Source organism: Achromobacter sp. UMC71 (assembly GCF_014170305.1).
GTDB lineage: Bacteria > Pseudomonadota > Gammaproteobacteria > Burkholderiales > Burkholderiaceae_B > Achromobacter.
The window spans coordinates 42,241-68,973 of sequence record NZ_LZZT01000030.1 but is presented as its reverse complement, the minus strand read 5'-3'; the positions used below and the strand labels follow the sequence as shown (position 1 = coordinate 68,973).

23 protein-coding genes are annotated in these 26,733 nt (G+C 68.5%); 13 read left to right on the top strand and 10 right to left on the bottom strand.

Going from position 1 to position 26,733, the window contains the following annotated elements; genetic code table 11:
* Positions 1 to 789: 789 nt before the first annotated feature.
* From A9974_RS14100 to A9974_RS14055, 10 genes are all read right to left on the bottom strand, one after another.
* On the bottom strand, positions 790 to 3,366 hold the full coding sequence (locus A9974_RS14100) for an EAL domain-containing protein (RefSeq protein ID WP_255468168.1): 2,577 nt from the start codon (positions 3,364 to 3,366) through the stop codon (positions 790 to 792).
* Between the two features lie 38 nt (positions 3,367 to 3,404).
* A complete protein-coding gene (siaD, locus tag A9974_RS14095; protein WP_183004795.1) occupies positions 3,405 to 4,202 on the bottom strand; it encodes a biofilm regulation diguanylate cyclase SiaD in 798 nt (265 codons plus the stop codon).
* Entirely contained in the window at positions 4,199 to 4,576 is a 378-nt protein-coding gene (gene siaC / locus A9974_RS14090) for a biofilm regulation phosphoprotein SiaC (protein WP_183004794.1), read from the bottom strand. Before siaC ends, siaD begins: the two co-directional genes overlap by 4 nt.
* 42 nt (positions 4,577 to 4,618) lie before the next feature.
* Complete coding sequence (gene siaB, locus A9974_RS14085) at positions 4,619 to 5,158, bottom strand: biofilm regulation protein kinase SiaB (protein WP_183004793.1); 540 nt, start codon at positions 5,156 to 5,158, stop codon at positions 4,619 to 4,621.
* A 23-nt stretch (positions 5,159 to 5,181) separates the two neighbouring features.
* Complete coding sequence (gene siaA, locus A9974_RS14080) at positions 5,182 to 7,173, bottom strand: biofilm regulation protein phosphatase SiaA (RefSeq protein ID WP_220805947.1); 1,992 nt, start codon at positions 7,171 to 7,173, stop codon at positions 5,182 to 5,184.
* 242 nt (positions 7,174 to 7,415) lie between these two features.
* Positions 7,416 to 8,120 (bottom strand): ABC transporter ATP-binding protein, encoded by a 705-nt coding sequence (locus tag A9974_RS14075; protein WP_183004792.1) that lies wholly within the window; start codon positions 8,118 to 8,120, stop codon positions 7,416 to 7,418.
* Positions 8,120 to 8,926, bottom strand: coding sequence for an ABC transporter ATP-binding protein (locus A9974_RS14070; RefSeq protein ID WP_183004791.1), 807 nt, complete (start codon positions 8,924 to 8,926; stop codon positions 8,120 to 8,122). Before A9974_RS14070 ends, A9974_RS14075 begins: the two co-directional genes overlap by 1 nt.
* Positions 8,923 to 9,888, bottom strand: a complete 966-nt coding sequence (locus A9974_RS14065) for a branched-chain amino acid ABC transporter permease (RefSeq protein WP_183004790.1) — start codon at positions 9,886 to 9,888, stop codon at positions 8,923 to 8,925. The genes A9974_RS14070 and A9974_RS14065 overlap by 4 nt, the downstream gene beginning before the upstream one ends.
* A gap of 2 nt (positions 9,889 to 9,890) precedes the next feature.
* Positions 9,891 to 10,811 carry a branched-chain amino acid ABC transporter permease gene (locus tag A9974_RS14060; RefSeq protein WP_025137244.1) on the bottom strand — a complete coding sequence of 307 codons (921 nt, stop codon included), beginning with the start codon at positions 10,809 to 10,811 and terminating at the stop codon, positions 9,891 to 9,893.
* Between the two features lie 171 nt (positions 10,812 to 10,982).
* Complete coding sequence (locus A9974_RS14055) at positions 10,983 to 12,146, bottom strand: ABC transporter substrate-binding protein (RefSeq protein ID WP_183004789.1); 1,164 nt, start codon at positions 12,144 to 12,146, stop codon at positions 10,983 to 10,985.
* Between the two features lie 306 nt (positions 12,147 to 12,452).
* Between A9974_RS14055 and A9974_RS14050 the strand changes: the two genes are divergently transcribed.
* From A9974_RS14050 to A9974_RS13990, 13 genes are all read left to right on the top strand, one after another.
* A complete protein-coding gene (locus A9974_RS14050; RefSeq protein WP_183004788.1) occupies positions 12,453 to 12,947 on the top strand; it encodes a MarR family winged helix-turn-helix transcriptional regulator in 495 nt (164 codons plus the stop codon).
* Between the two features lie 113 nt (positions 12,948 to 13,060).
* Positions 13,061 to 14,101: a hypothetical protein gene (locus A9974_RS14045; protein WP_183004787.1), complete on the top strand. Its 1,041-nt coding sequence runs from the start codon at positions 13,061 to 13,063 to the stop codon at positions 14,099 to 14,101.
* A 121-nt stretch (positions 14,102 to 14,222) separates the two neighbouring features.
* Positions 14,223 to 15,449 carry a bifunctional glutamate N-acetyltransferase/amino-acid acetyltransferase ArgJ gene (gene argJ, locus A9974_RS14040; RefSeq protein WP_183004786.1) on the top strand — a complete coding sequence of 409 codons (1,227 nt, stop codon included), beginning with the start codon at positions 14,223 to 14,225 and terminating at the stop codon, positions 15,447 to 15,449.
* A gap of 261 nt (positions 15,450 to 15,710) precedes the next feature.
* Complete coding sequence (locus tag A9974_RS14035; protein WP_183004785.1) at positions 15,711 to 16,577, top strand: ATP-binding protein; 867 nt, start codon at positions 15,711 to 15,713, stop codon at positions 16,575 to 16,577.
* Positions 16,570 to 17,532, top strand: a complete 963-nt coding sequence (locus A9974_RS14030) for a Nudix family hydrolase (protein WP_183004784.1) — start codon at positions 16,570 to 16,572, stop codon at positions 17,530 to 17,532. The genes A9974_RS14035 and A9974_RS14030 overlap by 8 nt, the downstream gene beginning before the upstream one ends.
* A gap of 259 nt (positions 17,533 to 17,791) precedes the next feature.
* On the top strand, positions 17,792 to 19,243 hold the full coding sequence (locus A9974_RS14025) for an ABC transporter substrate-binding protein (protein WP_183004783.1): 1,452 nt from the start codon (positions 17,792 to 17,794) through the stop codon (positions 19,241 to 19,243).
* A 1-nt stretch (position 19,244) separates the two neighbouring features.
* Positions 19,245 to 20,366 (top strand): ABC transporter ATP-binding protein, encoded by a 1,122-nt coding sequence (locus tag A9974_RS14020; protein WP_183004782.1) that lies wholly within the window; start codon positions 19,245 to 19,247, stop codon positions 20,364 to 20,366.
* Positions 20,363 to 21,304: a carbohydrate ABC transporter permease gene (locus A9974_RS14015; RefSeq protein WP_255468167.1), complete on the top strand. Its 942-nt coding sequence runs from the start codon at positions 20,363 to 20,365 to the stop codon at positions 21,302 to 21,304. The genes A9974_RS14020 and A9974_RS14015 overlap by 4 nt, the downstream gene beginning before the upstream one ends.
* On the top strand, positions 21,297 to 22,196 hold the full coding sequence (locus tag A9974_RS14010) for a carbohydrate ABC transporter permease (protein ID WP_183004781.1): 900 nt from the start codon (positions 21,297 to 21,299) through the stop codon (positions 22,194 to 22,196). Before A9974_RS14015 ends, A9974_RS14010 begins: the two co-directional genes overlap by 8 nt.
* A gap of 27 nt (positions 22,197 to 22,223) precedes the next feature.
* Positions 22,224 to 23,153, top strand: a complete 930-nt coding sequence (locus A9974_RS14005) for a hypothetical protein (RefSeq protein ID WP_183004780.1) — start codon at positions 22,224 to 22,226, stop codon at positions 23,151 to 23,153.
* The gene (locus tag A9974_RS14000) at positions 23,140 to 23,805 is read left to right on the top strand and encodes a TetR/AcrR family transcriptional regulator (RefSeq protein ID WP_183004779.1); all 666 of its coding nucleotides are present in this window, start codon (positions 23,140 to 23,142) and stop codon (positions 23,803 to 23,805) included. The genes A9974_RS14005 and A9974_RS14000 overlap by 14 nt, the downstream gene beginning before the upstream one ends.
* Positions 23,806 to 23,812: 7 nt before the next feature.
* Positions 23,813 to 25,330, top strand: coding sequence for an amidohydrolase family protein (locus tag A9974_RS13995; protein ID WP_183004778.1), 1,518 nt, complete (start codon positions 23,813 to 23,815; stop codon positions 25,328 to 25,330).
* Between the two features lie 90 nt (positions 25,331 to 25,420).
* Entirely contained in the window at positions 25,421 to 26,674 is a 1,254-nt protein-coding gene (locus tag A9974_RS13990) for a D-amino acid dehydrogenase (RefSeq protein ID WP_183004777.1), read from the top strand.
* Positions 26,675 to 26,733 lie beyond the last annotated feature (59 nt).

The following is a 26,733-nucleotide window of genomic DNA, read 5'->3' as shown; positions in this document are numbered from 1 at the left end:
GTGGTCAGGGAATGGAATCTACAGGGTCGCCAAGCCGCGGCCGCGCGGGCGGCCACGTTTGGCATTCATGTTGCTGACTATGCTGGAGGGTGCGCTTCGCGCGGGTGGGGATCGGTTTTCTAGTGGGTCCGCAGTCAGGGGGGAGGGGCGGTGATGGGCGGCGCGGCTGGCACCGGCTTGCGCATGTACACCCCCGCGCGCGCCGCCCATCCGGCGCTGCGCGGTAGCGAGGAACGTCACGGTAACCGCGCCGCTAGAAGGCCTGTGTGGGTTGAGCGCCATTTCATCGTTGGGAACAGCGCCGACGATGAACCTGGGCACCATTTCGTCATTGAAAACAACGCCGACGATGAACCTCAGCCCCCCTCGACGCTGCACCAAAAACCAGCAGCGTCCGCCCCTGAAAACCCGCACTCCCACCCACACGCGCTAGCGGCATCGCATTCCGCAAGACGACGCGTAAGCTTCGTAAGGCCGCCCGCGCGGCCGGCACGAAGCGGGCACCGCACCCTCCTCCACACCCACTCTGATCGTGGCTACCATGCCAAGCACACCGCCCTCCCCAGCGACCGAAGCAATACCTCAACGTGAGCGCTTGGCGGTGTCGGCGGGCATAGGGCGGGGCGTGTAGATGCGCCCGAGGGAATCCGTAGGGAGCCGAAGGCGTACGAGGATGACGAAGGGGAAGTCCGGAGCGAAGGCTCCGGACCGCAATCGTAGCCCCGCCCTATGCCCGCCGACACCGCCAAGCGCGGCTTAAGAACCAACACCTACGCGCAAAAAAAACGATCACCCCCGCCCCCGCAACCATTCTTCAAGATCATCCGCCGGCAACGGCGGCGAAAACAAGAACCCTTGTCCTGCCGCACACCCCTGCTCAATCAAGAACCGTCGCTGCTCCTCATTCTCGATCCCCTCGGCAACCACCGGCAAACTCAGACTCTCGCCAATCCGAATCACCGCGCTCGTCAACGCCCGTGCCGCATCATCGCTCTCCAGCCCTTGAACGAAACTGCGATCCAGCTTCAGTTCGTCGACGATCAGGCGCCGCAAGTGCCCCAGGCTGGAATAGCCGGTCCCGAAATCGTCCATCGACAGGCGTACGCCCAGGCGGTGCAGTTCCGCGATCGTGCGCAGCGTGCCTGCGGTGGCGTCCAGCACCACGCCTTCGGTGATTTCCAGCATCAGGTCCGATGCCGCCAGCCCGAACTCGGCTAGCGTTGCCGCGATCATGCGGGGCAGGTTCAGGTTGTGGAAATTCGTGGCCGACAGGTTGACCGATACCGACGGCACGCGCAGGCCCTTGTGGCGCCAGATCGATAGCTGCGAGCAGGCTTCGCGTACGGCCCAGTCGCCCAGGTCGCCGATCAGGCCGCACTCTTCGGCCAGCGGCACGAAGCGGGCGGGGGAGATGTCGCCCAATGTCGGGTGGCGCCAACGGGCCAGGGCTTCGACGCCGTACAGGCTGCCGTTTTTCAGGCCGACCTGCGGCTGGTAGTGCAGCCGCAGCGCGCGGCCTTCCAGGGCATCGCGCAGGGCCGCTTCCAGGGCCAGGCGTTCCTGGGCCTGGCGGTTCATTTCGGCGCTGAAGAACGAAATGCGGTTGCGGCCGGCGGTTTTGGCCTGGTACATCGCCATGTCCGCGTGGCGCAACAACGTGTCCATGTCGCGGCCGTTTTCCGGGAACACGCTGATGCCGATGCTGACCGACGGGTTCAGCGTGATGCCGCCCACCACGAACGGTTGCGCCAGGGCCACCAGGATGTGTTCCGCGGCGGCGGTCAGGCGGCCGTGTTCGAAATCGGGCATCAGCATCACGAACTCGTCGCCCGACAGGCGGCCGACGATGTCGGTGGCGCGGGCCAGGCGGCGCAGGCGCTGGGCCACGTCGCGCAGCAGGGCGTCGCCGATCGGGTGGCCCAGGGTGTCGTTGACCTGCTTGAAGCGATCCAGGTCCAGGAACAGCACCGCCACGCGCTTGCGTTCGGGTTCGGCGCGGGCGATGGCCTGCTCGGCCTGGGCCAGCAGCAGGTTGCGGTTGGGCAGACCGGTCAGTTCGTCGTAGAACGCCAGCTGGCGGATGCGGGCGCGGGCCTCTTCGCGTTCCAGGGCCAGCGCGCACAGGTAGACGCAGACGTCGACCAGGCGATGATGGAAATCGTCGGGCAGGCGGCGTTCGCGGAAATAGAAGCCGAAGGTGCCGATTACGCGGCCGTCGCTGGACTTGATGGGCGAAGACCAGCAGGCCTTGATGTCGTCGGGCAGCGGCAGATGGCGGTAGTTGTCCCATAGCGGGTCGGTGCCGATGTCGGGCACGATGACCGGGCGGCCCAGGAAAGCGGCGGTGCCGCAGGCGCCGGACTGCGGGCCGATGGCTTCGCCGTCCAGGGCCTCGGCGTAGGCCGACGGCAGGCTGGGCGCGGCCAGGGGCCGCAGCTTGCCGGCTTCGTCCACGCGCAGCACGGTAGCGACAACTTCGGGCGCCAGGCGCTCGACCTCGCGGCAGACCATGTTCATCACTTCCACCACCGAGGCCTCGTTGACCATGGCCTGCAGCACGCGGCGCTGCAGCACCTCGTGCACCTTGGTGGGGGTGATGTCGGTAAGCACGTCGACGATGTTGACCAGCGAGCCGCGCTCGTCGAACACGGAGTTGGCCATGACCGACACCCACAGCGGCTTGCCGCAGCGGTCGTAGACCAGCACGTCCTTGTGGTAGCCCTCGCGGCAGGCGATGCGGCGGTCCAGTTCCTCGCGGGTGCCGCCGTCGGGGCGACCGCCGGCCAGCAGCTCGCCCAGTTCCTGGTTCAGCGCGTCGGCGCGGCCAAAGCCCAGCATGCGCTGGAAGCCGTCGTTGACGTACACGATGCGGCCGTCGCGGCCGGATACGGCCACGGCGTTGCCGGTTTCGTTGATGCCGAGCAGCAGCAGGCGAATTTCTTCCTGGCGTTCGGCGTCGGCGATGGACTTGCGCGAGATGACCGCGATGCGGCGGACTTCGCCGGATTCGTCCCGCATGGGCAGGTAGGTGGCCTCGATCCAGAGGGACCCGCCGTCCTGCCTGCGGTAGCGGCAGGTGCCGGAAAAGAAATCGCCGCGGCGCAGCCGGGCCCAGATGTTTTCGGCGCTGGCGATGCCTTTGCCGTCGTCCATGCTGTCGCACAACAGGTCGTGGCGCAGCGCAGGGACGTCGCCGCGGGCATAGCCCACGGCGGCCAGGAAGTTTTCATTCGCGTTCAGGAGGGAGCCAGCGGCGTCGAAATCGAACAGCAGCAGCGCCCGGTCCATCGACGCCAGGTAGTTGTCGACCTGCCACGCGGCGCCCTCGGGGGCCGCGCCAGAACCGCCTGGATGAGAATCAAGCATAAGGGGCTCCATACCGGAAGACAGCGATTCCGGGTTCATCAGCGCCGGGGAAATCCAAGCGCGACGCGATCACGTCCGTCCTGCTTGGCCAGGTACAGCGCCTGGTCCGCCCGGCTGAGCGTTTCTGAAAAAGATTCACCGAGCTGGTGGTACGCCATGCCAATGCTGACGGTCAGGCGCAGCACGTCGGCGCCCACGTCAATCGCCAGGCCGCGTACCGCGCTCACCAGCCGGTCCATGACAGCCTGCGCCGTTTCCGGCGGGGTCGCGGGCAGCAGCACCAGGAATTCCTCGCCGCCCCAGCGGCCGCACAGGTCGTATTCGCGCAGGCTGTTGCGCATCGCGCCAGCCAGCTCGACCAGGGCGCGGTCGCCGGTTTCGTGACCGTAGCGGTCGTTGACGGCCTTGAAATGGTCCACGTCCAGCATGGCGACCACGAAGGCCTGGCCGCCCCGGGCGGCGCGCTGGACCTCTTGCTTGATCATCTCCATCAGGGCGCGCCGGTTCAGCAGGCTCGTCAGGGGATCACGGCTGGAGGTTTCTTCCAGCGCCGCGTTCAGGTCGCGCATCATGCTCTGGTAGTGGTCGGAAATGCGCGCGATGCGCGTCAGCCGCCGCAACTGCCGGTCGAATTGTTCGCACAGCCCCATTTCGCGCTGGTGCGCCATGGACTGGTAGGCGTCGGACAAGTGGGTGACGCGTTCGATCCGCGCCATCTGCTCGGCCGTATGCCGCCACAGGTCTTGCAGCGCCTCGCGCAGGGGATGCCCGGCGTAGGCCGGGTCCGCCAGCAGGCGGCCGATGCGTTCATCCAGCTCGGCGTTGCCGGGCTTCATTGGCGGCCGACTACCGAGAACGGGAAGGTGCAGTCTTCCTTGAATTCCTCGGCCAGCTCGCCCACGCGTTCGTTGCGCATATCGTAGTACCAGGTCACGCTGACGCTGCGGCCCCTGCCGTGGGCGGCTTCGAGCACGTCGAAGATGTCCATGACGGACTTGATGCTGCTGGTGTTCAGGTACAGCAGTTCAAGCTCCAGGTTCAGCGGCGCCGCGCCGCCCTGCAGGTAGGTTTCCACCCACTCGATGACGGGACCGAACAGCTCGAAGGAATTCTCGGGATAGGAATCGCCGCGCATCGCCAGCACGCCGGCAGCGAAGTCGGCGGTGATGGCGGGCGTGGACTGGGTCCCGGGAATGCTCAGGTCTTTCATCAATAACTCCGAAAAGGGTCTATGGCGCGCCGCGGACGGCGCTCAGATCACGACGCTCAGGCTGAAGAACGCCTGGCCCTCGCCCGCCGCGGGCGTCAGGCTGGCTTCCAGCGGTGCGCCTGCCCGGCGCGCGATGTCGATCAGGCCCAGGCCGGCGCCGGATGCCACCCCGGGGGTGCGCGGCTTGTGCAATTGGGCCTTGTACTCGGCCTTCAGGGCGGCCTTGTCCAGCGCGGCCAGTTGCTGGATGCGGGCCACCAGCTGGCGGCCGTCCTCGACCTTGACGCGGTTGCCGGCGGACACCACGTAGCGGCTTTCGTCGCGGCGGCCGATCACGACGGTGGCGGCGGCATCCGCGTCGCCGTTCTGCGCGGCGTACTGGCGGATATTCTGGATCATCTCGATATAGACCGAGAACACATCCATGGCTTCCGCCGGCCGGGCATGCTCGGCGTTCAGGTAGTTCTTCAGCGCATTGCCGATTTCCTCGATCAGGCTGCGGGAGATCGGCCCGTTGAAGCACAGCAGGGTGCGGTTCTGGTCGAACCGCTCGCCCAATGCATAGAGATCGGAGGCATTCATGGGAGTTACCGCCCTGATAACGATTATTCGAAACGGAAAGACAGCAAAGTAATGTCGTCGCGCTGCGGCTGCCCGCCTTGGTACCGGGCCAGGGCCTCGGAAAAAGCGGCCGCCTGGTCGGTTAACGGCTGCTGCGCGTGTCTCTTGAGCATTTCGGCGAAACGCGTGTTGCCGAAACCGAAACCGTGCTCGCCGCCCGCCTGGTCCAGGAACCCGTCGGTGGCCAGGTAATACGTCCAGCCGGGCTCCATGCGCAGCTCGATGTTCTGGTAAACCCCCATCCGCTTGTCGCCCAGGGCGCGCCTGCCGCCGGGCACTTCGCGCAGGGTCTTGCCGTCGCTGGCAAACAGGCTGATCTTGGCGCCTGCATACCGCAGCGTGCCGGATTCGCGGTCAATATATACCAGGCCCGCGTCGGTATTGGTGGCCAGGGCGCGGGGCAGTTGCGCGTCCGCAAGCATCGCCCGGATCGCGCCGTCGGTGCGCGTCAGGATGCCGGCGGGGTCGGCCGGGCCCGCCTCGGTGATGGCCAGGTCGATGGCGGCGCGGGCCAGCATCGTCATCAGCGCGCCGGGCACGCCATGGCCGGCGCAATCCATGATGCCCAGCAGGCAATTGTTGCCATCGGAGCGGAACACGTAGAAATCGCCGCCCACCACGTCGCGCGGCTTCCACAGCACGAAGTGGTGCGCGCCCAGCGACTGGGTCAGCTGGCGATCGGGCAGAATGGCCCGCTGGATCAGGCTGGCGTAGTCGATGGAATCGCCGATCTTCTTGTGCGCGGCCGCCATGGCGCGGTTGGCGTCCTCCAGCTCGGAGGTGCGCTCGCGCACCTTGCTTTCGAGTTCGGCGGTGTGCTGGCGCACCTTGTCGGCCATGACGCCGAAGGCGCGGCTCAGGTCGCCGATCTCGTCCTGCCCGCCCGGCGGCAGGCGCACGTCGTAGCTGCCGTTGGCGATGGCGCGGGCCGACTGCTGCAGGCGGCGCAGCGGCCGCAACATCAGGCGTTCGATGGCATAGCCGAAGCACAGCAGCAGGGCCGCGAACAGCAGCACCAGGCCGATGGCGGCCGGCCACAACCCGTCGGTGTCCAGCACCCGGGCGGCGCCCAGGTCCACCAGCGTCAGCACATGCCAGCGCAGTTCGGGCATGTAGGCCACCGAGACCAGCTGGCGCACGCCATCCATGGTGACCCAGGCCGACTGCACCGATTGCGGGTCGGCCTGGGCGGCATGCAGCGCCGAGCGCAGCTCGTCGCGGCCGCGGCCGGCATCCACCAGGTTGAAGACCATGCCGCGGCCGTCCTTGCCCGCCCCGCTCGCGCCCGAGTTGTAGGCGATCAGCGTCGGATCCATGTGGGCCTGAATCGCGCCGTCTTCGTCGACGATGATGGGCGTGACGCCGGGCTGGCCGCTGTTGACGAAGTCGCGCAGGAAGCCGCCCACGTCCAGGCCGGCCCCGGTCAGGCCGATGACCTTGTCGCCGTCGCGCACCTGCACGTTGATCCAGACCCGCGTGGTCTTGAGCTTCAGGTCGGGGTTGACGTTGATGTTGTAGCGGTTGGGCGACTTGAGCGTGCTGTAGAACCAGCCGTCGTCGGCCGCGTCGCGGCTGAGCGTGTAGCGCGGCGCCTCGGACAGGGGCTGTTCATCGTTGAAGTAGTAGTGCCCGGTAGCGGCGCTGGCGATGAAGTAGGCCCGGCCCAGCAGATCGCGGCGGTAACCGTCGGCCTCGCGGAAGAACAGCTCGCGTGCGGCGAGATCGCTTTCGTTGCGCAGCCAGCGGCGGGTGACTTCGCTGTCGGCCAGGCGCTGCGACAGCGCCAGTTCGCGCGACACCGGCGCCAGGATGCGCTGGCGGTTGAGTTGGGTGAAGTTGTCGGCGAAGGCGCGGCCGAAATGGTCGCGCACCCCGTCCAGAACCTGCCAGCCGATCAGCGCGGCCGGCGCCAAGGCGACCACGCACGCCAGCAACAGCGCCATCAACGATTTTTTGCGCAAACCCCATTTCGCCATGCGAAGTCTTCCTGACAGTCCGGGCCTGCTGTAACGGTGGGCCCTGGTTGAGACGTGACGCATCCACGCAGGATCGCACGGCGCGCTAAGTGTAGAGAACAGCGAGATGAATTGAAACAGGCGTAAACGCGCGAATTTGCCAAAGGTCAGCCTGTTTCGATCAGGCCTATCCCATTCGTCTTTTTATTGCGTTTTATATCGAAAGAAAGTCCGCTGCCCGCGTTGGGGCCGCGGCTTTCGCGCTACACGCCCAGGTAGCGTTCCCACAGACCGCGGTCGGCATCCAGCGCGGCGGAGTCGCCGTTCCAGACCACCTTGCCGCGCTCCAGGATGACGTGGCGGTCGGCCAGGCTGAGCAGGCGTTCGACGTATTTATCGATCACCAGGATCGTCTGGCCGGCCTGCCGCAGACGTGCCAGGCAGTGCCAGATTTCTTCGCGGATCTTGGGCGCCAGACCTTCGGTGGCCTCGTCCAGGATCAGCAGGCGCGGGTTGGTGACCAGCGCGCGGCCGATGGCCAGCATCTGCTGCTCGCCGCCCGACAACTGGTTGCCCATGTTGCGGGCGCGTTCGCCCAGTCGCGGAAACAGCTCGAAGACGCGCTCGGGCGTCCAGGGTTCGCCGATGCCGGGATTGCGCGCGGCCACGAAGGCCGTCAGGTGTTCGCGCACGGTCAGGTTGGGAAAGCACTGGCGCCCTTCGGGCACGATCGCCATGCCGGTGCGCGCGATGCGGTCCGGACTCCAGCCGCTGATGTCCTGGCCGGCAAAGCTGATCTTGCCGCCGCGCAGCGGCAGCTGGCCGAACAGCGTGCGCAGCAGCGTGGTCTTGCCCATGCCGTTGCGGCCCAGCAAGGTCACCACCTGGCCGGCGCCGATCTGCAGGTCCACGCCGAACAGGACCTGGCTGGCGCCGTAGCCGCTCTGGGCCGATTCAATGCTGAGCATCAGGCTGTCTCCTGGCGCGCGGGCGCCGTCTCGTCATCGCCGAGGTAGGCCTGGCGCACGTCCGGGTTGGCGCGGATCTCGTCGGGCGTGCCGGTGGCGATCACGCGGCCATAGACCAGCACCGAGATGCGGTCAGCCAGCCGGAACACGGCCTGCATGTCGTGTTCGACCAGCAGCATCGCGGCGCGGCCGCGCAAGGCTTCGATCAGTTCGGTCAGGCGCAGGGTCTCGTCGGGCCCCATGCCGGCCATGGGCTCGTCCAGCAGCAGCACGCTGGGCCGGGCGGCCAGGGCCAGCGCGAATTCCACCTTGCGCTGCTCGCCGTGCGGCAGCGTGCCGGCGGCGCGGTCCAGCAAAGCGGCGTCGATGGCGCATTCGCGCGCCAGCTCGCGGGCCTGCTCGACCAGGGCCGACTCGGCGGCGCGCGGCCGCCAGAAGCGGAAACTGCTGCCCGAGTGCGCCTGCACGGCCAGCACCAGGTTGTCCAGCACGCTGGACTGCTTGAAGATGTTGGTGATCTGGTACGACCGCGACAGACCCGCCGCCACCCGCTGGTGCGCGTTCATGGCCGTGACGTCGCGCCCGCCCACGGCCAGCGTGCCGGAATCGGCCGCCAGGGTGCCCGACAGCAGATGGATCAGCGTGGACTTGCCCGCGCCGTTGGGTCCGATCAGGGCGTGGATTTCGCCGGGGTTCAGCGAGATCGAGACATTGTCGGTGGCGACCAGCGCGCCGAAGCGGCGCACCAGGTTGCTGGCCTGCAGCGCAGGCGCGTTGGACTGAGATTGGAATTGGGGTTGGCTCATGATCCCGCCTTGCCGGTTGCGGCCGCCTTGCCGCCGAACTGCGGACCGAACAGGCCCACCAGGCCGCGCGGCGCGCCGAACACCACGCACAGCAGCAGCACGCCCAGGGGCAGGTGCCAGTATTCCGTCCACTGACGCAGCACTTCTTCCAGGACCAGCATCACCACCGCGCCGGCCACGCCGCCGTAGCGCAGGCCGATGCCGCCCACCAGCACCATGATCAACAGGTTGGCCGACTGCGTCCAGTGCATCAGGCTGGGCGAGATGAACAGATTGTGATTGGCCAGCAGCGCGCCGGCCAGCCCGGCCGCCGCACCGCTCAGCGTGAAGGCCGTGAGCTTGATGCGATAGACCGGATAGCCCAGCGATTCCATGCGTGATTCATTCTCGCGGATACCTTGCAGCGCCGTGCCGAAGCGCGAGGCCACCACCCGCCCGAACAGCCACATCGCCACCGCGAACAGCGCCAGCACCAGGTAATAGAACGAGACGTCGTTGGCCAGGTCGATGCTGGGCAGGGTGGAATAGCCCGGCAGGTTCAGGCCGTCCTCGCCGCCGTACTGGCGCAGCGAGATGAAGATGTAGAACAGCATCTGGGCGAACGCCAGCGTGATCATGATGAAGTACACGCCGCGGGTGCGCAGCGAGATCGCCCCCGTGATGCAGGCCAGCAGGCCCGCCAACACCATCGCCACCGGCCAGGACACCAGCGCCGACGTGACGCCCGACATCGCCAGGATGCCCACGGCGTAGGCGCCCGCGCCGAAGAACGCCGCGTGGCCCAGCGCCACCATGCCGCCATAGCCCAGGATCAGGTTCAGGCTGGTCGCCGCCAGGGCGTAGATCAGCACCCGGCGCACGAAGGAAATATAGAAATCCAGGCCCAGCGCCGGCGCCACCAGCGGAAATGCCGCCAGTGCGGCCAGCAGGGCCAGGGTCCAGAGAGTCGAAGAGATCCGCATGATCAGCCTCGTGCCGGAAACAGGCCGGAAGGCCGGAACACCAATACCGCCGCCATCAGCACATAGATGGCGATGGCGGCCAGCGTGGGGCCGACGCTGGAAGCCACCGCGGGCGAGAATACCTGGCGCAGCAGCATCGGCAGGAAAGCCCGCCCGGCGGTATCGACCATGCCCACCAGCAAGGCGCCAACGAAGGCGCCGCGGATCGAGCCGATGCCGCCGATGACGATGCACACCAGCACCAGGATCAGGATTTCCTCGCCCATGCCGACCTGCACCGAGGTGATCGGCCCCAGCAAGGCGCCGGCCACGGCCGCCAGCATGGCGCCCAGGACGAACACGCCCAGGAACAGCAGCGGCACGCGCACGCCCATCAACGTGGCCATCTGGCGGTTGGAGGCGCCGGCCCGCACCAGCACGCCGGCGCGGGTGCGCGTGACGAACCAGTACAGCCCGACGGCCGAGGCCACACCGAACACGATGATCATCAGGCGATAGGCGGGATAGAGCAGGTCAGGCAGGAGCCGCACCGGGCCGGACAGCACCGCCGGCATGTTGAGCATGACCGGGGCCGGGCCCCAGATCATCTTGACCAGGTCGTTGGCAATAAGAATGATGGCGTAGGTGCCCAGCACCTGGGCCAGGTGGTCGCGCAGCGCCAGGCGGCGGATCAGCGTCAGTTCCAGCGCCACCCCCACCAGGCCGGTGGCAACGGCGGCAACCAGCACCGCAGCCGTGAACGACCCCGTGCGCTGCATGGTTTCGGCGGCGACATAGGCGCCTGCCATATAGAGCGAGCCGTGCGCCAGATTCATGATGTCCATGATGCCGAACACCAGGGTCAGCCCGGCCGCGATCAGAAACAACATCAACCCAAACTGCAGACCGTTCAGCAATTGCTCGACGATGAGCGTGAACGTCATGAAAACTTCCCCTAGCTGTATGCCCACCCCGAAGTGCTGCCCCCTCAAAGGGACATCGCTACGGACCCGCAAAGCCGGATGCGTGCGCCCCGGCGGGGTCAGGCATCGGATCGGCAATGCCGGCCCCGTGCGACCGCACGGGGACCGGGCTTTATCGTGTCGCCGTACGCGTTAAAGCTTGCAGTCGCCGACGTAGACGTCCTGGTACTTGTCGAAGACTTTGCCCACCAGCTTGTTCGTGATGCGGCCGCTGGCGTCCTTGTCGACGACGCGCAGGTAGTAGGCCTGGATGGGGTAGTGGTTCTTGCCGTAGGTGTAGGCGCCGCGCACCGAGGGGTAGTCGGCCTTTTCCAGCGCCTTGACGATGGCATCGCGGTCGGCGGCCTTGCCGCCGGCCTGCTTGACAGCGGCGTCCATGGCCATGATGACGTCATAGGCCTGGGCGGCATACACGGACGGGTAGCGGCCGTTGTATTCCTTGCGGAAGGCTTCGACGAAGGCCTTGTTCTGCGGCACGTCCAGGTCATGCGCCCACTGCGCGGTGTTGTACATGCCCAGCATCGGCTCGCCCACGGCCTGGATCACGTCTTCGTCGGCCGAGAAGCCCGGGCCGATCAGCTTGACGCTCTGCGACAGGCCGGCCGAGACGAACTGCTTGACGAAGTTGATGCCCATGCCGCCCGGCAGGAAGATATAGACGGCGTCCGGCTTGGCGGCGCGGATCTGGGCGATCTCGGCGGCGTAGTCGATCTGGCCCAGCTTGGTGTAGACCTCATCGCCCGGGGCGGTCTTGTAGCCGCGCTTGAAGCCGGTCAACGCATCCTTGCCCGCCGGATAATCCGGGGCCATGATGAACATCTTCTTGAAGCCGCGGTCGGCGGCTACCTTGCCGGCGGCTTCATGGAAGGCATCATTCTGGTACGACGAGCCGAACCAGTAGTTGTTGCACTGGGCGCCGGCGAACTGGCTGGGGCCCGGGTTATTGGACAGGTACGGCACCTTGGCGGCGAACAGCGCGGGGCCGACGGCCAGCGCCACGTTCGAGCCGATCGGGCCGGTGAAGAAATCAACCTTGTCGCGCTGGATATACCGCGTGACCAGTTGGCGGGCCTGGTCGGGGTTGCCGCCCATGTCGGTCTGCAGGAATTCGGCGGGCTGGCCGCCCAGCTTGCTGCCCAGCTGCTTGATGGCCAGGTTGAAGCCGTCACGGGCTTCGGCGCCCAGCGCCGAGAACGGGCCGGAAATGTCGTTGGCGATGCCGACCTTGACCGGGTCGGCGCAGGCCAGTGCCGGAACCAACGCGGCGGCGGCAACAAGGGAAGTGATCAAACGCATGGTGGTGTGCTCCGTGCGCGAGCCGCGCAGAGGGTGTTTTTTTGGAATTGCGATTCGAAGGACTTCTATGCCCGGCCTGCCGGCCTGGTTAGGCGGCCGTCAGACCGGCGCCCGCAGCAGCCGATCCCGTGATGCGGCATGGGGAGAACTGGCGTGGTTCATAGTTTAGGTTTAAAGTATTCGCCAAAACAAGTCTAGGGTTTTCACCAGCCCCGCGCGGACATTACCCGACATCCGGCGGATACTCAAGAAATCCGCCCGTCGAAAACCGCCCTTCACCCCGTATTGCCGGTAACCTTCCCGACCATGACAGACGCTCCCGACCTGGAATCCCGCGCCGCGCCCGACGACCATCATGCGCTGCGGCTGTGGCTGCGCATGCTGACCTGCGCCAATCTCATCGAAGGCGAGATCCGCAGCCGGCTGCGTAACGAGTTCGACACCACCCTGCCCCGCTTCGACCTGATGGCGCAATTGCAGCGCGCGCCCAAGGGCATGAAGATGGGCGAGCTGTCGCGCCACATGATGGTGACCAACGGCAATATCACCGGCATCACCGACCAGCTCGAAAAAGAAGGCCTGGTGGTGCGCACCAAGGTCGAATCCGACCGCCGCAGCTCGCTCATCAAACTGACGCCGCAGGGCAAGAAAAGCTTCGCCAAGATGGCGCGGGCGCACGAGTCCTGGGTCAAGTCCATGTTCGGCGAGCTGCCCGAGGCCAGCCGCAACGCGCTGTTCCAGGCGCTGGGCGAACTGAAGCTGCAGGTCGTGGCCAAGCGCTCGGCGGGGGCCAAGGACTAGGCGCTGGCCGCAGCCCGCACCCGGCAGCCTGGCGCCGCGGGGCGCGCGGGCGCCCCGTGGAACCCGGGTTGGCGCCCCGGAAAACGGCATCGGTTTGGCGCATAATTGCCGCCATGATTCCGGTATCTCTTCCTGGCGGTAATTTCTACGTGTTGATGGTGGTCTCGCTGGCCTGCCTGTCCACGCTGCTGACCTGGCTGGCCATACTGGCCACCAGCCGCGGCGCCCGGCTGTGGCTGGGCGAACACAGGCGCGGCGGCGCGATCCTGATGGCATTCCTGGCCATCATCGGCGGCATCTTCCCCTACCAGCAGCTCAGCCAGTGGTTCGCCGCCCAGCGCGAGGCGCGCCAGGACGCCAGCCTGAACCGGGTGCTGCCCCAGCCCACCCGGCTGGCCGGCGTGGACATGCCGGCCGGCACGGTACTGCGCGTGACAGCCCCCGACGACCTGGCCACGTTCGACCGCGCTACCTTTCCCGAGGGCCATCTGGCCTCCGTGCAGGGCCTCAGCGCCACCCGCCTGTTCCATTACCCCGCCACCGCCCGTCAGCCCGAAACACTGTCTGTCGAGATCGCCCGCGACCAGGCCCAGGAAGGATGGTTGTGCGGCCACGGCCATCGCGTCGAATTCGTAATGCTGGGCGGCCAGCCCCATTTCGCCAGCTGCCACCTGGCCATCGGCAACACCCTGAACCAGCAACCGGTGCCGGCGGGCACCTGGATCAAGGTAGACGAGGCCGCCCGCGCCAGCGCCCCGGACCCGGCCAGCCCGGCCCCCCGCTGGCGCCTCAGCGCCGAAGGCAGCGACCCGCTGACCCTGGCCGGCATGCCGCTGCTGAAGGTGGACATGACGCTGGACGCCCAGCGCCGCCTGCTGACGTTCGAGGGCCTGCTGGCGCGCGAAAGCACGCTGGGGGCCGTCACCTACCCCCCCGGCACCCGCATGCTGACGGCGGGTCCGCGCGTGCCCGGCGTGCAGGCCGGCGACCTGCTGTTCTCGCCGTCGCGCGGCCGCTCGGCCCGCCAGGCCGACGGCCGCGAGATCGCCGCCGGCATGTCGGTGCTGCAGGCGCCCGACGGCACCGTGCGCGGCATCCTGTCCAACCGCGACGCCGGCGTGCTGGACGTGGCGGCGATGCGTACCGCTCCCTGACAGGGGCCTTTCAGGCGCCGCCCGCCCCCTGTCGCAAAGCAGTGGGATAATACGAAGCTTTCCCCCGCGCGCCGCCTAGCCCTGGCGGCGATTCCGTCCTGCTCATTCATGAGACGAAGTCATGGCCGTTAACCTGCAGATCCCCTCCGAGTCCGAAATTTTCCCTGTTGCCGGCGTTGAAATCGGCGTTACCGAGGCCGGCATCCGCAAAGCCAACCGACGCGACCTGACGGTCTTCCGCCTGGCCGAAGGCGCCAGTGTCGCGGGCGTGTTCACGCGCAACCGCTTCTGCGCCGCGCCCGTGCAGGTCTGCCAGGCCCACCTGGCCGCCGGCGGCCCGATCAGCGCGCTGGTCATCAACACCGGCAACGCCAATGCCGGCACCGGCGCCGAAGGCCTGAAGAAAGCCCAGGACACCTGCGTCGAACTCGGCCGCCTGCTGGGCGTGCCCGCCGCGCAGGTGCTGCCGTTCTCGACCGGCGTGATCCTCGAGCCGCTGCCCCTGGACCGCCTGTTCGCTGGCCTGCCCGGCGCCATCGCCGACCTGGCCGCCGACCACTGGTCCAGCGCCGCGCACGGCATCATGACCACCGACACCCTGCCCAAGATCTCGTCGCGCCGCGTCCAGATCGACGGCAAGACCGTCACCTTCACCGGCATCAGCAAGGGCGCCGGCATGATCCGCCCCAACATGGCGACCATGCTCAGCTTCCTGGCCACCGACGCCGGCATCGCCCAGCCGCTGCTGCGCAAGCTGGCCGTCGAGATCGCCGACGCCTCGTTCAACCGCATCACCGTGGACGGCGACACCTCCACCAATGACTCGTTCATCATCGTCGCCACCGGCAAGTCGGGCGTCAATGTCAACGCCGAATCCGACGCCACCTATGTCGCCGTGCGCGAGGCCCTGACGGCCGCCGCGCTGGAACTGGCGCAGAAGATCGTGCGCGACGCCGAAGGCGCCACCAAGTTCATGACCATCCGCGTCGAAGAAGCCGGCAGCACCGAGGAAGCCCTGAAAGTGGCCTACGCCGTGGCGCACTCACCGCTGGTCAAGACCGCCTTCTTCGCCTCGGACCCCAATCTGGGCCGCATCCTGGCCGCGGTGGGCTACGCCGGCATCGACGACATGGACGTGTCGCGCATCCGCCTGTGGCTGGACGACGTGCTGGTCGCACGCGATGGCGGCCGCAACCCCGACTACCAGGAAGCCGATGGCCAACGCGTGATGAAGCAGGCCGAAATCACGGTCCGCATCGCGCTGGGCCGCGGCCAGGTCAACGACACCGTCTACACCTGCGACTTCTCGCACGAGTACGTGACCATCAACGCCGACTACCGTTCCTGATCGCATGACCCCGCCTGCCGCCCGGCTGACCCCGGCGCGGCAGGCGGCAGCAGTGAAATCCAGTGGCTGCGCCGACCCATCGCCTGTCACTGACCCCCGACGGCCCGCGGCATCACCGCGGCCCCGGCAGGTGACAACCGTTGAGCGGCGCGCGTCCCAGGACGCCTTGCGGCGCAGCGCGCACCCCTCATCCGACGATGCCCGCGAATGCGTTGCGGCCCGGCGTTCCGGCCCGCCCGTTCGCTCTCCTAGGACTACACCGTGACCGCAACTGAATTCACCACTCTCATCCAACGCGCCGAACGCGTGCTGGCCCAGCTCGAAGCCTGGTTGCCGCCCGCCCCGCCCGAAATCGACTGGAGCGCGCATGCGTTCCGCTGGCGCAAGCGCGGCTCTCGCGGCTGGCTGGACGCCGTGCGCCACATCGCCACCATCGACCTGCAGGACCTGCAGCACATCGAACGCCAGAAGGCCACGATCGACCGCAATACCCTGCAGTTCATCGACAAGAAACCGGCCAACAACGTGCTGATGACCGGCGCCCGCGGCACCGGCAAAAGCTCGCTGGTCAAGGCCATGCTGGCCGCCTACGGCGACCGCGGCCTGCGCCTGATCGAAGTCGACAAGTCCGACCTGGGCGACCTGGCCGACATCGTCGAAATGGTAGCCGCGCGCCCCGAACGCTTCATCGTGTTCTGCGACGACCTGTCGTTCGAGGAAGGCGAGGCGGGCTACAAGGCCCTGAAGTCGGTGCTGGACGGCTCGGTGTCTGCCTCGGGCGACAACGTGCTGATCTACGCGACGTCCAACCGGCGCCACCTGATGCCGGAATACATGAGCGAGAACCTGCAGGCCAAACACCAGCCCGACGGCGAGATCCACCCCGGCGAAACCGTGGAAGAAAAGATCTCGCTGTCCGAGCGCTTCGGCCTGTGGCTGTCGTTCTATCCGTTCAAGCAGGACGACTACCTGGACATCGTTTACCACTGGCTGCGCGAGCTTGGCTGCCCCGAGGCGCAGATCGAGCCGTCGCGCACCGAGGCGCTGCAATGGACGATCGAACGCGGTTCGCGTTCCGGCCGCGTCGCCTACCAATTCGCCCGTGACTGGGCCGCCCGCCATGTCTGACAAGATCATCGATGTCGCCGCCGGCCTGATCCTGCGCCCGGACGGCATGCTGCTCCTGGGCCAGCGCCCCGAAGGCAAGCCCTGGTCGGGCTGGTGGGAGCTGCCCGGTGGCAAGCTGGAACCCGGCGAAACCGTCCTGCAGGCCCTGGCGCGCGAGTTGCAGGAAGAAATCGGCATCCGCGTGACGCAGTCTCGGCCGTGGGTGACCTACGTGCACGTCTACCCCCATACCACGGTGCGCCTGGCGTTCTGCCATGTCACCGCCTGGGAAGGCGAGCCGCGCAGCCTGGAGAACCAGCGCCTGGAATGGGTCGACCCGGCCAACGCCGCGGCGGTGGGCGATTTGCTGCCGGCCACGCTGCCGCCGCTACGCTGGCTGCAACTGCCCACGGCCTACGGCATCAGTTCGATCGGATCGCGGGCTGGCTTGTCGGCGTTCCTGGGCCGGTTGGACGCGGCGCTGGCGCGCGGCGTCAAACTGGTGCAGCTGCGCGAACCCCAGTGGCCGGACGGCGCGGCCTCGGCCTCGCTGCACGAGGCGCTGCAGCAGGTCCTCAAGCGCTGCCGCGCCGCGGGCGCGCGGGTACTGGTCAACAGCGCCCACCCGGCCGCCTGGTGGCGCGAGGCCGACGGCGTGCATCTGCGCAGCGCCGATGCCGCGCGCCTGAGCGCCCGCCCCGAGCTGCCGGCCGGCGCGCTGGTCGGCGTGTCCGCCCACGACAACGCGCAGGTGGTCCATGCGCGCGAGTTGGGCGCCGACTTCGCGGTGCTCGGCCCCGTGCTGGATACGCCCAGCCATCCCGGCGCGCCGACGCTGGGGTGGGAAGGCTTCGTCGAAGGCAACCGCGACGCCGGCATTCCGGTGTTTGCGCTGGGCGGGCAATCCACCCAGACCGTGTCGCAGGCCTTGCGCCACGGCGCGCACGGCATCGCCGGGATCCGCGGGCTGATCTGAGGGCCCCGGGTCGGCGCCGCGGCGCGCCGGCCCCATTCCTGCCGGGCCGCGCGCCAGCCCGAAACCCCCCCTGGCATACCGCCGCCCGCGTACAGGCCAAGGCGGCGGCGCATCCCGTTAGGGAAACTCCCCCCTTGCTGCCCCGGACGCGAAAGCAATATCTTCATCCCTGATGTGACCATGCAGTCACATCGCTGTCGCCACGCCGCTTTTGCTGCACCGTTTCTTTGTCGTCGTTCCCACAACAAGGAAGTCCAGCATGCCCCTGCCTCCCTTTCCCGATGGCCGCCCCTGCCCGGGCCTGGCGTCGCCTGACCGCGCCGGCCTGGACCGCCGCGACTTCCTCCTGCGCAGCGCCGCGGGCCTGGCCGGCGCGGCCGGACTGGCGGCCGGCGGCTGGCCCCTGCGGGCGCTGGCGCAGCAAGCCGCGCCGCTGACCTTCGCCTTCTGGCCCTGGGGCAGCGAAATCGTGCAGCAAGGCGCGGCGCGCTTCACCCAGGAAAGCGGCGTGCCGGTGAACCTGTCGCCCATCCCCGGCGACTATGCCGCGGTGCTGGAAACCCAGCTGGCAGCCAAGGCGCCGCTGGACCTGTTCTACGCCCAGCGCGGCCAGGCATCGCGCTGGTACGCGGCGGGCTGGATCCGGCCGATCGACGACATGCCCGGCTTGGCCGACATCCAGAAGCAGATGTTTCCCGGCATCGTCGAAGACGCCCGCGCCACCGACGGCCGCTACCTGGGCCTGACCTATTACAACGGTGGCCCCTACGCGCTGTTTCGCAATGAAAAGATGCTGGGCGAGGCCGGCTTCGGCGGCACCGCCAACGCCGCCGACTACCCGCAGGACTGGGCCACGGTCGAGAAACAGGCGCGCGAGATCAAGAAAAAGGGGCTGGCCGAGCACCCCATGCTGATGCCCTGGTACAACGCCTGGACCGGGCTGCCGTGGGCGCTGATCGCGCAGTGCTTCGCTGAAGGCGAGCGCTTCGTGGACGGCGAGCTGCGCGCCACCTTCGGACCCGATACGCCGCTGGTGAAGGTGCTGTCGGACTGGAAACGCTGGTGGGACGACGAGCTGGTGCAGCGCGCCGTGCTGACCTGGTCGGGCACCGAGACGTCCAGTTCGTGGATGAAGGGCCAGCACGCCTTTCACCTGAACATCGACTACTACAGCTTCAACTACAACGATCCGGCCAAGAGCCAGATCGCCGCGTACTCCAGCTATAACCCGGTCGTGCCCGGCGCCACCCACGACACGGTGCTGGTGGGCCACGCGCTGCTGTGCATGTCGACCCGCAAGCGCAGCGATGCCGAGCAGGCCGCGCTGTGGGAGCTGGTCAAGTATTTTGGCTACCGCGACCGCGCCGGCCAGTTGACCACGCACAAGAACTGGATCGCCAAGGCCAATCTGGAAGTACCCTTCCCCGAGCTGTACCGCGACCCCGACAGCCGCGCCGCCATCATGAAATGGATGTACCCGGCCTACAAGGAACAGGTCTACCAATGGCTGTTCGAGGGCCGCGAAAAGGCCGTGGCCGCCAACATCCTGAAGGCGCCCTGGTACCAGGAATGGGACACCGGCATGCACGAGATGATCGCCCAGGACATGCTGATCAAGGGCACCCGCACACCGGTGCAGGTAGCCACCGAGCTGCGTGCGCGCTGGGACGGCCTGTACAAGAAGTACGCCAAGATCTTGAAGCGGAGCTGACATGGCCAGCGTTTCCCTGCAAGGCATCGAAAAGTCCTATACCCGCTTCACGGCGGTGCGCTCGCTGGACCTGGATATCCGCGACGGCGAATTCGTGGTGCTGCTGGGGCCCTCGGGCTGCGGCAAGACCACCACGCTGAACATGATCGCCGGGCTGGACACGCCCACCGGCGGCCAGATCCGCATCGACGACCGGCGGGTCGACCAGGTGCCGCCGCACCGGCGCAACGTGGCCATGGTGTTCCAGAGCATCGCGCTGTATCCGCACATGACCGTACGCGAGAACATCGGCTTTCCGCTGCGCATGCAGAAGATGCCCGCGGCCGAAGTGCGCACCCGGGTCGACCGGGCGGCCGCGCTGCTGCGGGTCGAGTCGATGCTGGACCGCAAGCCCTACCAGCTGTCCGGCGGCCAGCGCCAGCGGGTGGCGATCGGCCGCGCGGTGGTGCGCGACCCCGATCTGTTCCTGTTCGACGAGCCGCTGTCCAGCCTGGATGCCAAGCTGCGCACCGACATGCGGGTCGAGCTCAAACGCCTGCACCGCAGCCTGAACGCGACCTTCATCTATGTGACGCACGATCAGGTCGAGGCCATGACGCTGGCCGACCGCATCGCGGTAATGTCGGGCGGCAACCTGCTGCAGTTCGCCGACCCCGACACCATCTACCGCCGCCCGGCCAGCATGGAAGTGGCGGACTTCATCGGCAACCCCGGCATGAACTTCCTGCGCGGCACGCTGCAGGCGCAGGACGGCGCCCCGGCGCTGCACACCGCCGGCGGCGTCTACGTGCTGCCGCCCGCGCTGGCGGCCGCGGCCCGCGCACTGCCGGCCGGCAGCCAGGCCGCCATCGGCATCCGGCCCGAGGCCATGGCGCCCGCGCCGCTGACCGGCGACGGCCTGCTGTTGCAAGGCCAGATCTGGGCAGTGGAACCCGTGGGTCCGGATCAGTTCATCGACGTCGTCACCGCCGGTGAAGACGGCCCGCGTCTGCGCGCCCGGCTACCGCCCGAGCGCCGCTACGAGGTCGGCGCCCCCATCGCACTGGCCCTGCCCGCGGCCCACCTGTATCTGTTCGACGCCGCCGGCCTGCGCGTGCACGGCGGCCAGGAGCCGCGCGCATGAGCGCCGCCAGCCTGCCTCGCGCGTCCGCGCCGCGCGCCCCGCGCGGCGGCAAGGAAATGTCGGACCTGAGTTTCGCGCTGACGGTCATCATCGCGGTGTACGCGCTGAACACGCTGATCATCGGCGTGCCGCTGGGCTATTCGTTCTGGCTGAGCCTGCACGACACCAACGCGATCCTGCGAACGCAGGAATTCGTCGGCGCCGATCTGTACGGCGAGGTGCTGTCCGACCCCGCCGTCACCGACGCCATCTGGCGCAGCCTGGGATTCGTGGCGATGTGCGTGGTGGGCTCTTTCGTGGCGGCCCTGGGCATCGCGCTGGTGCTGAACGAAGAGATGCCGCTGCGCGGCCTGGTGCGGGGCCTGGCGTTGCTGCCCTGGGCGATGTCGCAGGTGGTCACGGCGACCGTGTTCTCGTTCCTCCTGAATCCCAGCTTCGGCGCCTTGACCGGCCTGCTGTCGCCGCTGGGGCTGGCCGGCCCGGGCACGGTCTGGCTGGGCAGCGACTGGGCGCTGTTCTGGGTGGCGCTGGCCTTCGTGTGGCATATCGCGCCGCTGGGCAGCTTCTTCTACCTGGCCGCGCTGCAGACCATTCCGCGCGACCTGTACCGCGCGGCGCGGGTGGATGGCGCGGGTCCGCTGGCGCGCTTTCGCCACATCACGCTGCCCCACCTGAAACACACCACGCTGATCGTGCTGGTGGTGATGACGGTCGAGGCCGTGCGGCAGTTCGACCTGCTGTTCTCGCTGACCCGCGGCGGGCCCGGCACGTCCACGCAGATCCTGCCGCTGCTGATCTTCCGCTACAACTTCGAGTTCTCGAAGTACGGCCTGGCCTCGGCCGCCGCCTTCCTGTTGACGGTGCTGTCGCTGCTCCTGGCCACGGCCTATTTCATGCTGATCCGCAAGAAGCGCCCGCAAGGAGCCAGCCATGCGTAGTGAAACCGCAAGAGCGGCCGGCGAAGGCTGGCGCCCCTGGCTGGTGGGCGCCGGCGTGGCCGGCGTGGCGTTCTGGTGCCTGTTCCCCCTGTACTGGACGCTGAAGGCCTCGTTCATGGACGAGTCCGCCATCATCATGGGCGTGGCGCACAACGCCGGCGGCTACACCATCGAGAACTACCTGCGCGTGCTGGGCCTGTCCAGTTCAGACTCGATCTTCGGCGGCCAGACCCGCGCCATCATGGCCGGCTTCATCAACAGCGCGCTGGTGGCGCTGCCCGCCGCGGCGGCCGGCACGGCCATCGCCACGCTGGCGGGCTATGTGCTGGGGCGCTTCGAATTCCCCGTCAAGGGCCCCCTGCTGTACGTGCTGCTGGCCTCGCGCACGCTGCCGCCCATCGCGCTGCTGATTCCGTACTACGTGTTCTTCGCGGCCATCGGCCTGGCCGGCAGCCTGTTCGGGCTGTGGATCGTCTACCTGACCGCCGTGATCCCGCTGCTGTCGTGGGTGCTGATGGGCTACTTCGCCTCGTTGCCGGTCGAGATCGAACGCGCCGCGCGGATGGACGGCTGCACCCGCTGGCAGATGCTGCGCCACGTAACCCTGCCGATGGCGCTGCCGGGCATCGCGGCGGCCTTCATCATCGCCTTCCTGGTGGGCTGGAACGACCTGCTGTTCGCCATCGTGCTGACCGGCGGCACCTCGGCGCAGACGCTGTCGGCGGCGCTGCTGGGCCTGTCGCCGCTGATGCCGGGCTTTCGCGCCGACCTGGGGCTGTTCGCCGCGGCCAGCATGCTGGCCGCCCTGCCGCCGCTGGCGCTGGCCATGCTGTTCCAGCGCTTCATCACCAACCTGAACATCGTCGACCCCGTGACGAGCAATACGGACTGACGCCATGACCCTGCAAAGGCACCCGGCATGACCATCGGCGTCGCCGCCTACGGTCCCAACGCGGGCGCGGCCGTGCGCTCGGCCGCCCTGGCCGCCGAGCTGCTGGGCCACGGCGCCATCGGTGGGTTCGCGGTGTTCGCCGTGCTGGACGAAGACGCCCGCGTGCACCACGCAACGGTCCAACGCGGCGGCGTGACCGCGCTGGACCTGCCGCCGGCCTGGCTGCGGGCAAGCCACGCAGCCCTGATCGAAAGCGGCCCCGACCGCCCCGAGCCCCTGGTGCAATTCCTGCCGGGCGCCGACGGGGTCGGGCTGGTGACCGGACACCGCCTGCCCAACCGCCCTGGCGCCGATGGCCTGCCCTTGAATCAGGCGGTGCTGCGGCAACTGGCGGCCGGGCAGGCCCCGGCAAACGCGGTGGCCGGCGTCCTGCAAGCCCATCCGGAAATCGACGCGGGCCTGATCGCCCTGTCGGCGGACGGTCAATTGGCCTGGGGCAACACGGCGCGGGTCGACCGCCGCCCCGACCGGGGCCAGGCCGCGCGCGACAACGGCGCCTGCCGGCTGGCGGTGCTGCACAACGCGATCTTTCCCTGCCCGCCGCTGGCCCAGGCCATGGCCGACCTGGCCTGGCAAGACCTGACGGGCCAGGCCGGTGCCTATCGTGCCTTGAGCCTGCGCGCGCCTGTGGTGATCCAGGCGGCCGGACGCGACCGGATCCTGGTCGACGCCCGGCAGCGCGTCATCGGCATCGAACAGGCCGATCCGTCGTTTCCGACCGCCCGGCGGCGCGCCAATGCCGTCTACCTGGGCAGCGAAGTCTGGCAAGATGGCAGGCATATCGGCCATACCGTCAGCGAACTCGTTGTGGACATGGCCGACGGCCGGGTGTTCGGTCTGCCGGACCCCGCCCGCTCCCTCATCCTCATGAAGGAATCGGCCCATGTCCCGACGTGAAAACACCGAGCGCCAGATCCTGCAAGCCCTGGAAGACCAGATCAAGGAAACCGGCATGCAGGGCGTGGGCATCAATGCCATCGCCAAGCGCGCCGGGGTCAGCAAGGAACTCATCTACCGCTATTTCGACGGCATGCCCGGCCTGATGCTGGCCTGGATGCAGGAACAGGACTTCTGGACCCGCAACCCGGGCCTGCTGGCCGCCGACGAATCCAGCCAGCGCAGCCCCGGCGACCTGGTGCTGTCCATGCTGCGCGCCCAGATCGACGCGCTGGCGGGCAACGAGTCTCTGCGCGAGGTGCGCCGCTGGGAACTCATCGAACGCAACGAGGTGTCCGCGCCGCTGGCCGAACGCCGCGAACGCGCCGCGCGCGGTTTCATCGACCGCGTCGACGGCCTGACCCCCGACATGGATACGCCCGCCGTCGTCAGCGTGATGCTGGCGGGGGTGCTGTACCTGATGCTGCGCGCCAAGACCGAAAGCCACTTCCTGGGCGTGCCGCTGCGCACCCCCGAAGGCTGGGACCGTATCAACGGCGCGCTCGAGCACCTGGTCAAGCACGGCTTCCCGGACCCACTCAACACCGAATCCCTGGCCACCCTGGAGGCGCGCCGCAAGAAACCCCGGCCGCCTGTCGATACCGAGACATAGACCCTTCATGCACGCGCATCCCGATCCACACGAATACGACCTCATCATCAGCGGCGGCCTGGTCGCCGACGGCCTGGGCGGCCCGGCCCGCCGCGCCGACGTGGCTATTTCGGGCCAGCGCATCGCCGCCGTCGGCGACGGCGCCGGCTGGACGGCCAAGCGCCGCCTGGATGCCGCCGGCAAGGTCGTGGCGCCGGGTTTCATCGACTGCCATACCCACGACGACCGCGCCCTGCTGGCCTCGCCGCTGATGCGGCCCAAGGTCAGCCAGGGCGTCACCACCGTGGTGACGGGCAATTGCGGCATCAGCCTGGCGCCGGTGCGCGCGCCCGGCGACACGGTGCCGCCGCCGCTGAACCTGCTGGCCCAGCATACGGGCGAGCTGTACGCCCGCATGCAGGACTACGCCGCCGCGCTGGACGCCAGCCCGGCGGCCGTCAACAGCCTGGCGCTGGTGGGCCATTCCAGCCTGCGGGTGTCGGCCATGGACCGGCTGGACCGCCCCGCCGACAAGCACGAGATCGCGGCGATGCGCCATGCGCTGGACCAGGCCATGGCCGCTGGCGCCGCGGGCCTGTCCACCGGCCTGTACTACCCCACCGCCATGCACGCCAGCACCGAAGAGGTCATCGGCGTGGCCGCGCCGCTGGCCGCTTGGCAGGGCTTGTACACCACGCATCTGCGCGACGAGGCCGACCACGTCTGCGATTCCATGGAAGAAGCTTTCCTGATCGGCCGCGCCGCCGACGTGCCCGCCATCCTGTCGCACCACAAGGTCACCGGCAAGCACAACCACGGCCGCACCGCCGAGACGCTGGCGCTGTTCGACCGCGCGCGCGCCGACCAGCCGCTGGGTATGGACGTCTACCCCTACGCCGCCTCGTCCACCATCCTGGAACCGCGCCGGGTGCCGGCCGGCGAGAAGATCATCGTGACCTGGTCGCAGACCCGGCCCGAGATCCAGGGTGTGGATCTGCGCGAGCTGGCCGCGCGCGAGGGCAAGGACCCCCAGCGGCTGGCCGAAGAGCTGTCGCCGGGCGGCGCGATCTATTTCTCGATGGATGAAGACGACGTCAAGCGCGTCATCGGCCACCGCCACGTGATGATCGGCTCCGACGGCCTGCCGCATGACCAGCGGCCGCATCCGCGCCTGTGGGGCGCGTTTTCGCGCGTACTGGGCCGCTATGTGCGCGAAATGCGGGTGCTGGGCATGGAAGAGGCGATCCGCCGCATGACCAGCCTGACCGCTGCCCAGTTCGGCTTGCGCGACCGCGGCGTGCTGCGCGCGGGCTGCTATGCCGACGTGGTGGTGTTCGACCCCGCCGCCGTCGTCGACATGGCCACCTTTGCCGATCCGCTGCAGCCGTCCGCCGGCATCCAGGCCGTGCTGGTCAACGGTCAACAGGTGGAAGAGAACGGCGTGCCCACCGGCGCGCGGCCCGGCCGTCTGCTGCGCGGCGACGACCGCGCCGCGCCGGGCTTCGACACGCCATCCTGGGCAGGCGCGGCCACGCCAACCGCCTGATCCCTCGCCACTGCGCGGACCGCTACGCGCGGCTGCGCCGTCCCTGTCATCCGGCGCCGACCCGCGGGCGGCGCCCTCTCCCGGAGCATCATGCGCACAATCGTCATCGGCGCGGGCGTGGTCGGCATGGCCACCGCCTATATCCTGCACCGCGAAGGCCACCAGGTCACCGTAGTGGACGCCGGCCCCGGTCCGGGCCTGGTCACTAGCCGCGCCAATGGCGCCCAGCTCAGCTACAGCTTCGTGGCGCCGCTGGCCGACCCCGCGGTGCTGCCCAAGCTGCCCGCCTGGCTGCTGGGCCGCGACACGCCCCTGCGCTGGCGACCGCGGCTGGACCCGGCCCAGTGGCGCTGGTGCCTGGACTTCCTGCGCGCCTGCACCCGCGCGCAAAGCCGCGCCACCACCCGCGAGCTGCTGGCGCTGGGGCTGTACAGCCGTCTCTGCGTACACGAGTTGGTCGGCCGCGAACAGCCGGCCTTCGATTTCAGTTCCAGCGGCAAGCTGCTGGTCTACCAGGACGCGGCCAGTTACAGCCGGGCGCTGGCGCAGATGGACTACCAGGCCTCGCTGGGCTGCGAACAACGCGCGCTGGACCGCCGGGCCTGCCTGGACCTGGAACCCTCGCTGGCCGACATCGGCGCCAGCATCGCCGGCGCCATCTACACCCCGACCGAGGACGCCGGCGACTGCCTGCGCCTGTGCGACGAACTGGAACGCATCCTACGGGCCGCGCCCGGCACCGTGCGGTTCCACTTCAACACGCCGGTATCGGCCCTGCGCACCGAGAACGGCCGCATCGCGGCCTTGGCCACGCCCGGCGGCGACCTGCAGGCCGACCACTACGTGCTGGCCGGCGGCATCGGCGCGCAGGCGCTGGCGCGACGCATCGGGTTGGACCTGGGCATCTATCCGCTCAAGGGCTACAGCCTGACGTACGACCTGACGCCGGACAGCCTCGCGCCCGTCGCCAGCATCAGCGATATCGGCCGCAAGGTCGTGTATGCGCGGCTGGGCCAGCGCCTGCGCGTAGCCGGCATGGTCGATATCGGCGCGAAGGACGCCGCGATCGACCCGCGCCGCGTGCAGAGCCTGCAAGCCGACGTCGCGCGGTTCTTTCCGCGCCTGAATCCCGCCGGCGCGCCGCAAGCCTGGGCCGGCCTGCGTCCGGCACGTGCCGACGGCAAGCCGCTGATCGGCGCCACGCCCTGGCGCAACCTGTGGCTGAATGCCGGCCATGGCGGCCTGGGCTTCACCCTGGCCGCGGGCAGCGCGCGCATGCTGGCGGATCTGATGCGGGGTCAGCGCCCCGCGGTGGATCCTGGCGCCTTCGCCTTGAGCGTTTGACGCGCTCGGCATCGAGGCGCGGGATGACGCGATGTAGCGCGGGGCCGGCCGCGGCCCCG

Bases quoted from the DNA above. Each gene is read 5' to 3' on its own strand.
- A9974_RS14100 (WP_255468168.1), bottom strand. From the start codon at position 3,366: ATGCTTGATTCTCATCCAGGCGGTTCTGGCGCGGCCCCCGAGGGCGCC.
- siaD (WP_183004795.1), bottom strand. From the start codon at position 4,202: ATGAAGCCCGGCAACGCCGAGCTGGATGAACGCATCGGCCGCCTGCTG.
- siaC (WP_183004794.1), bottom strand. From the start codon at position 4,576: ATGAAAGACCTGAGCATTCCCGGGACCCAGTCCACGCCCGCCATCACC.
- siaB (WP_183004793.1), bottom strand. From the start codon at position 5,158: ATGAATGCCTCCGATCTCTATGCATTGGGCGAGCGGTTCGACCAGAAC.
- siaA (WP_220805947.1), bottom strand. From the start codon at position 7,173: ATGGCGAAATGGGGTTTGCGCAAAAAATCGTTGATGGCGCTGTTGCTG.
- A9974_RS14075 (WP_183004792.1), bottom strand. From the start codon at position 8,120: ATGCTCAGCATTGAATCGGCCCAGAGCGGCTACGGCGCCAGCCAGGTC.
- A9974_RS14070 (WP_183004791.1), bottom strand. From the start codon at position 8,926: ATGAGCCAACCCCAATTCCAATCTCAGTCCAACGCGCCTGCGCTGCAG.
- A9974_RS14065 (WP_183004790.1), bottom strand. From the start codon at position 9,888: ATGCGGATCTCTTCGACTCTCTGGACCCTGGCCCTGCTGGCCGCACTG.
- A9974_RS14060 (WP_025137244.1), bottom strand. From the start codon at position 10,811: ATGACGTTCACGCTCATCGTCGAGCAATTGCTGAACGGTCTGCAGTTT.
- A9974_RS14055 (WP_183004789.1), bottom strand. From the start codon at position 12,146: ATGCGTTTGATCACTTCCCTTGTTGCCGCCGCCGCGTTGGTTCCGGCA.
- A9974_RS14050 (WP_183004788.1), top strand. From the start codon at position 12,453: ATGACAGACGCTCCCGACCTGGAATCCCGCGCCGCGCCCGACGACCAT.
- A9974_RS14045 (WP_183004787.1), top strand. From the start codon at position 13,061: ATGATTCCGGTATCTCTTCCTGGCGGTAATTTCTACGTGTTGATGGTG.
- argJ (WP_183004786.1), top strand. From the start codon at position 14,223: ATGGCCGTTAACCTGCAGATCCCCTCCGAGTCCGAAATTTTCCCTGTT.
- A9974_RS14030 (WP_183004784.1), top strand. From the start codon at position 16,570: ATGTCTGACAAGATCATCGATGTCGCCGCCGGCCTGATCCTGCGCCCG.
- A9974_RS14025 (WP_183004783.1), top strand. From the start codon at position 17,792: ATGCCCCTGCCTCCCTTTCCCGATGGCCGCCCCTGCCCGGGCCTGGCG.
- A9974_RS14020 (WP_183004782.1), top strand. From the start codon at position 19,245: ATGGCCAGCGTTTCCCTGCAAGGCATCGAAAAGTCCTATACCCGCTTC.
- A9974_RS14015 (WP_255468167.1), top strand. From the start codon at position 20,363: ATGAGCGCCGCCAGCCTGCCTCGCGCGTCCGCGCCGCGCGCCCCGCGC.
- A9974_RS14010 (WP_183004781.1), top strand. From the start codon at position 21,297: ATGCGTAGTGAAACCGCAAGAGCGGCCGGCGAAGGCTGGCGCCCCTGG.
- A9974_RS14005 (WP_183004780.1), top strand. From the start codon at position 22,224: ATGACCATCGGCGTCGCCGCCTACGGTCCCAACGCGGGCGCGGCCGTG.
- A9974_RS14000 (WP_183004779.1), top strand. From the start codon at position 23,140: ATGTCCCGACGTGAAAACACCGAGCGCCAGATCCTGCAAGCCCTGGAA.
- A9974_RS13995 (WP_183004778.1), top strand. From the start codon at position 23,813: ATGCACGCGCATCCCGATCCACACGAATACGACCTCATCATCAGCGGC.
- A9974_RS13990 (WP_183004777.1), top strand. From the start codon at position 25,421: ATGCGCACAATCGTCATCGGCGCGGGCGTGGTCGGCATGGCCACCGCC.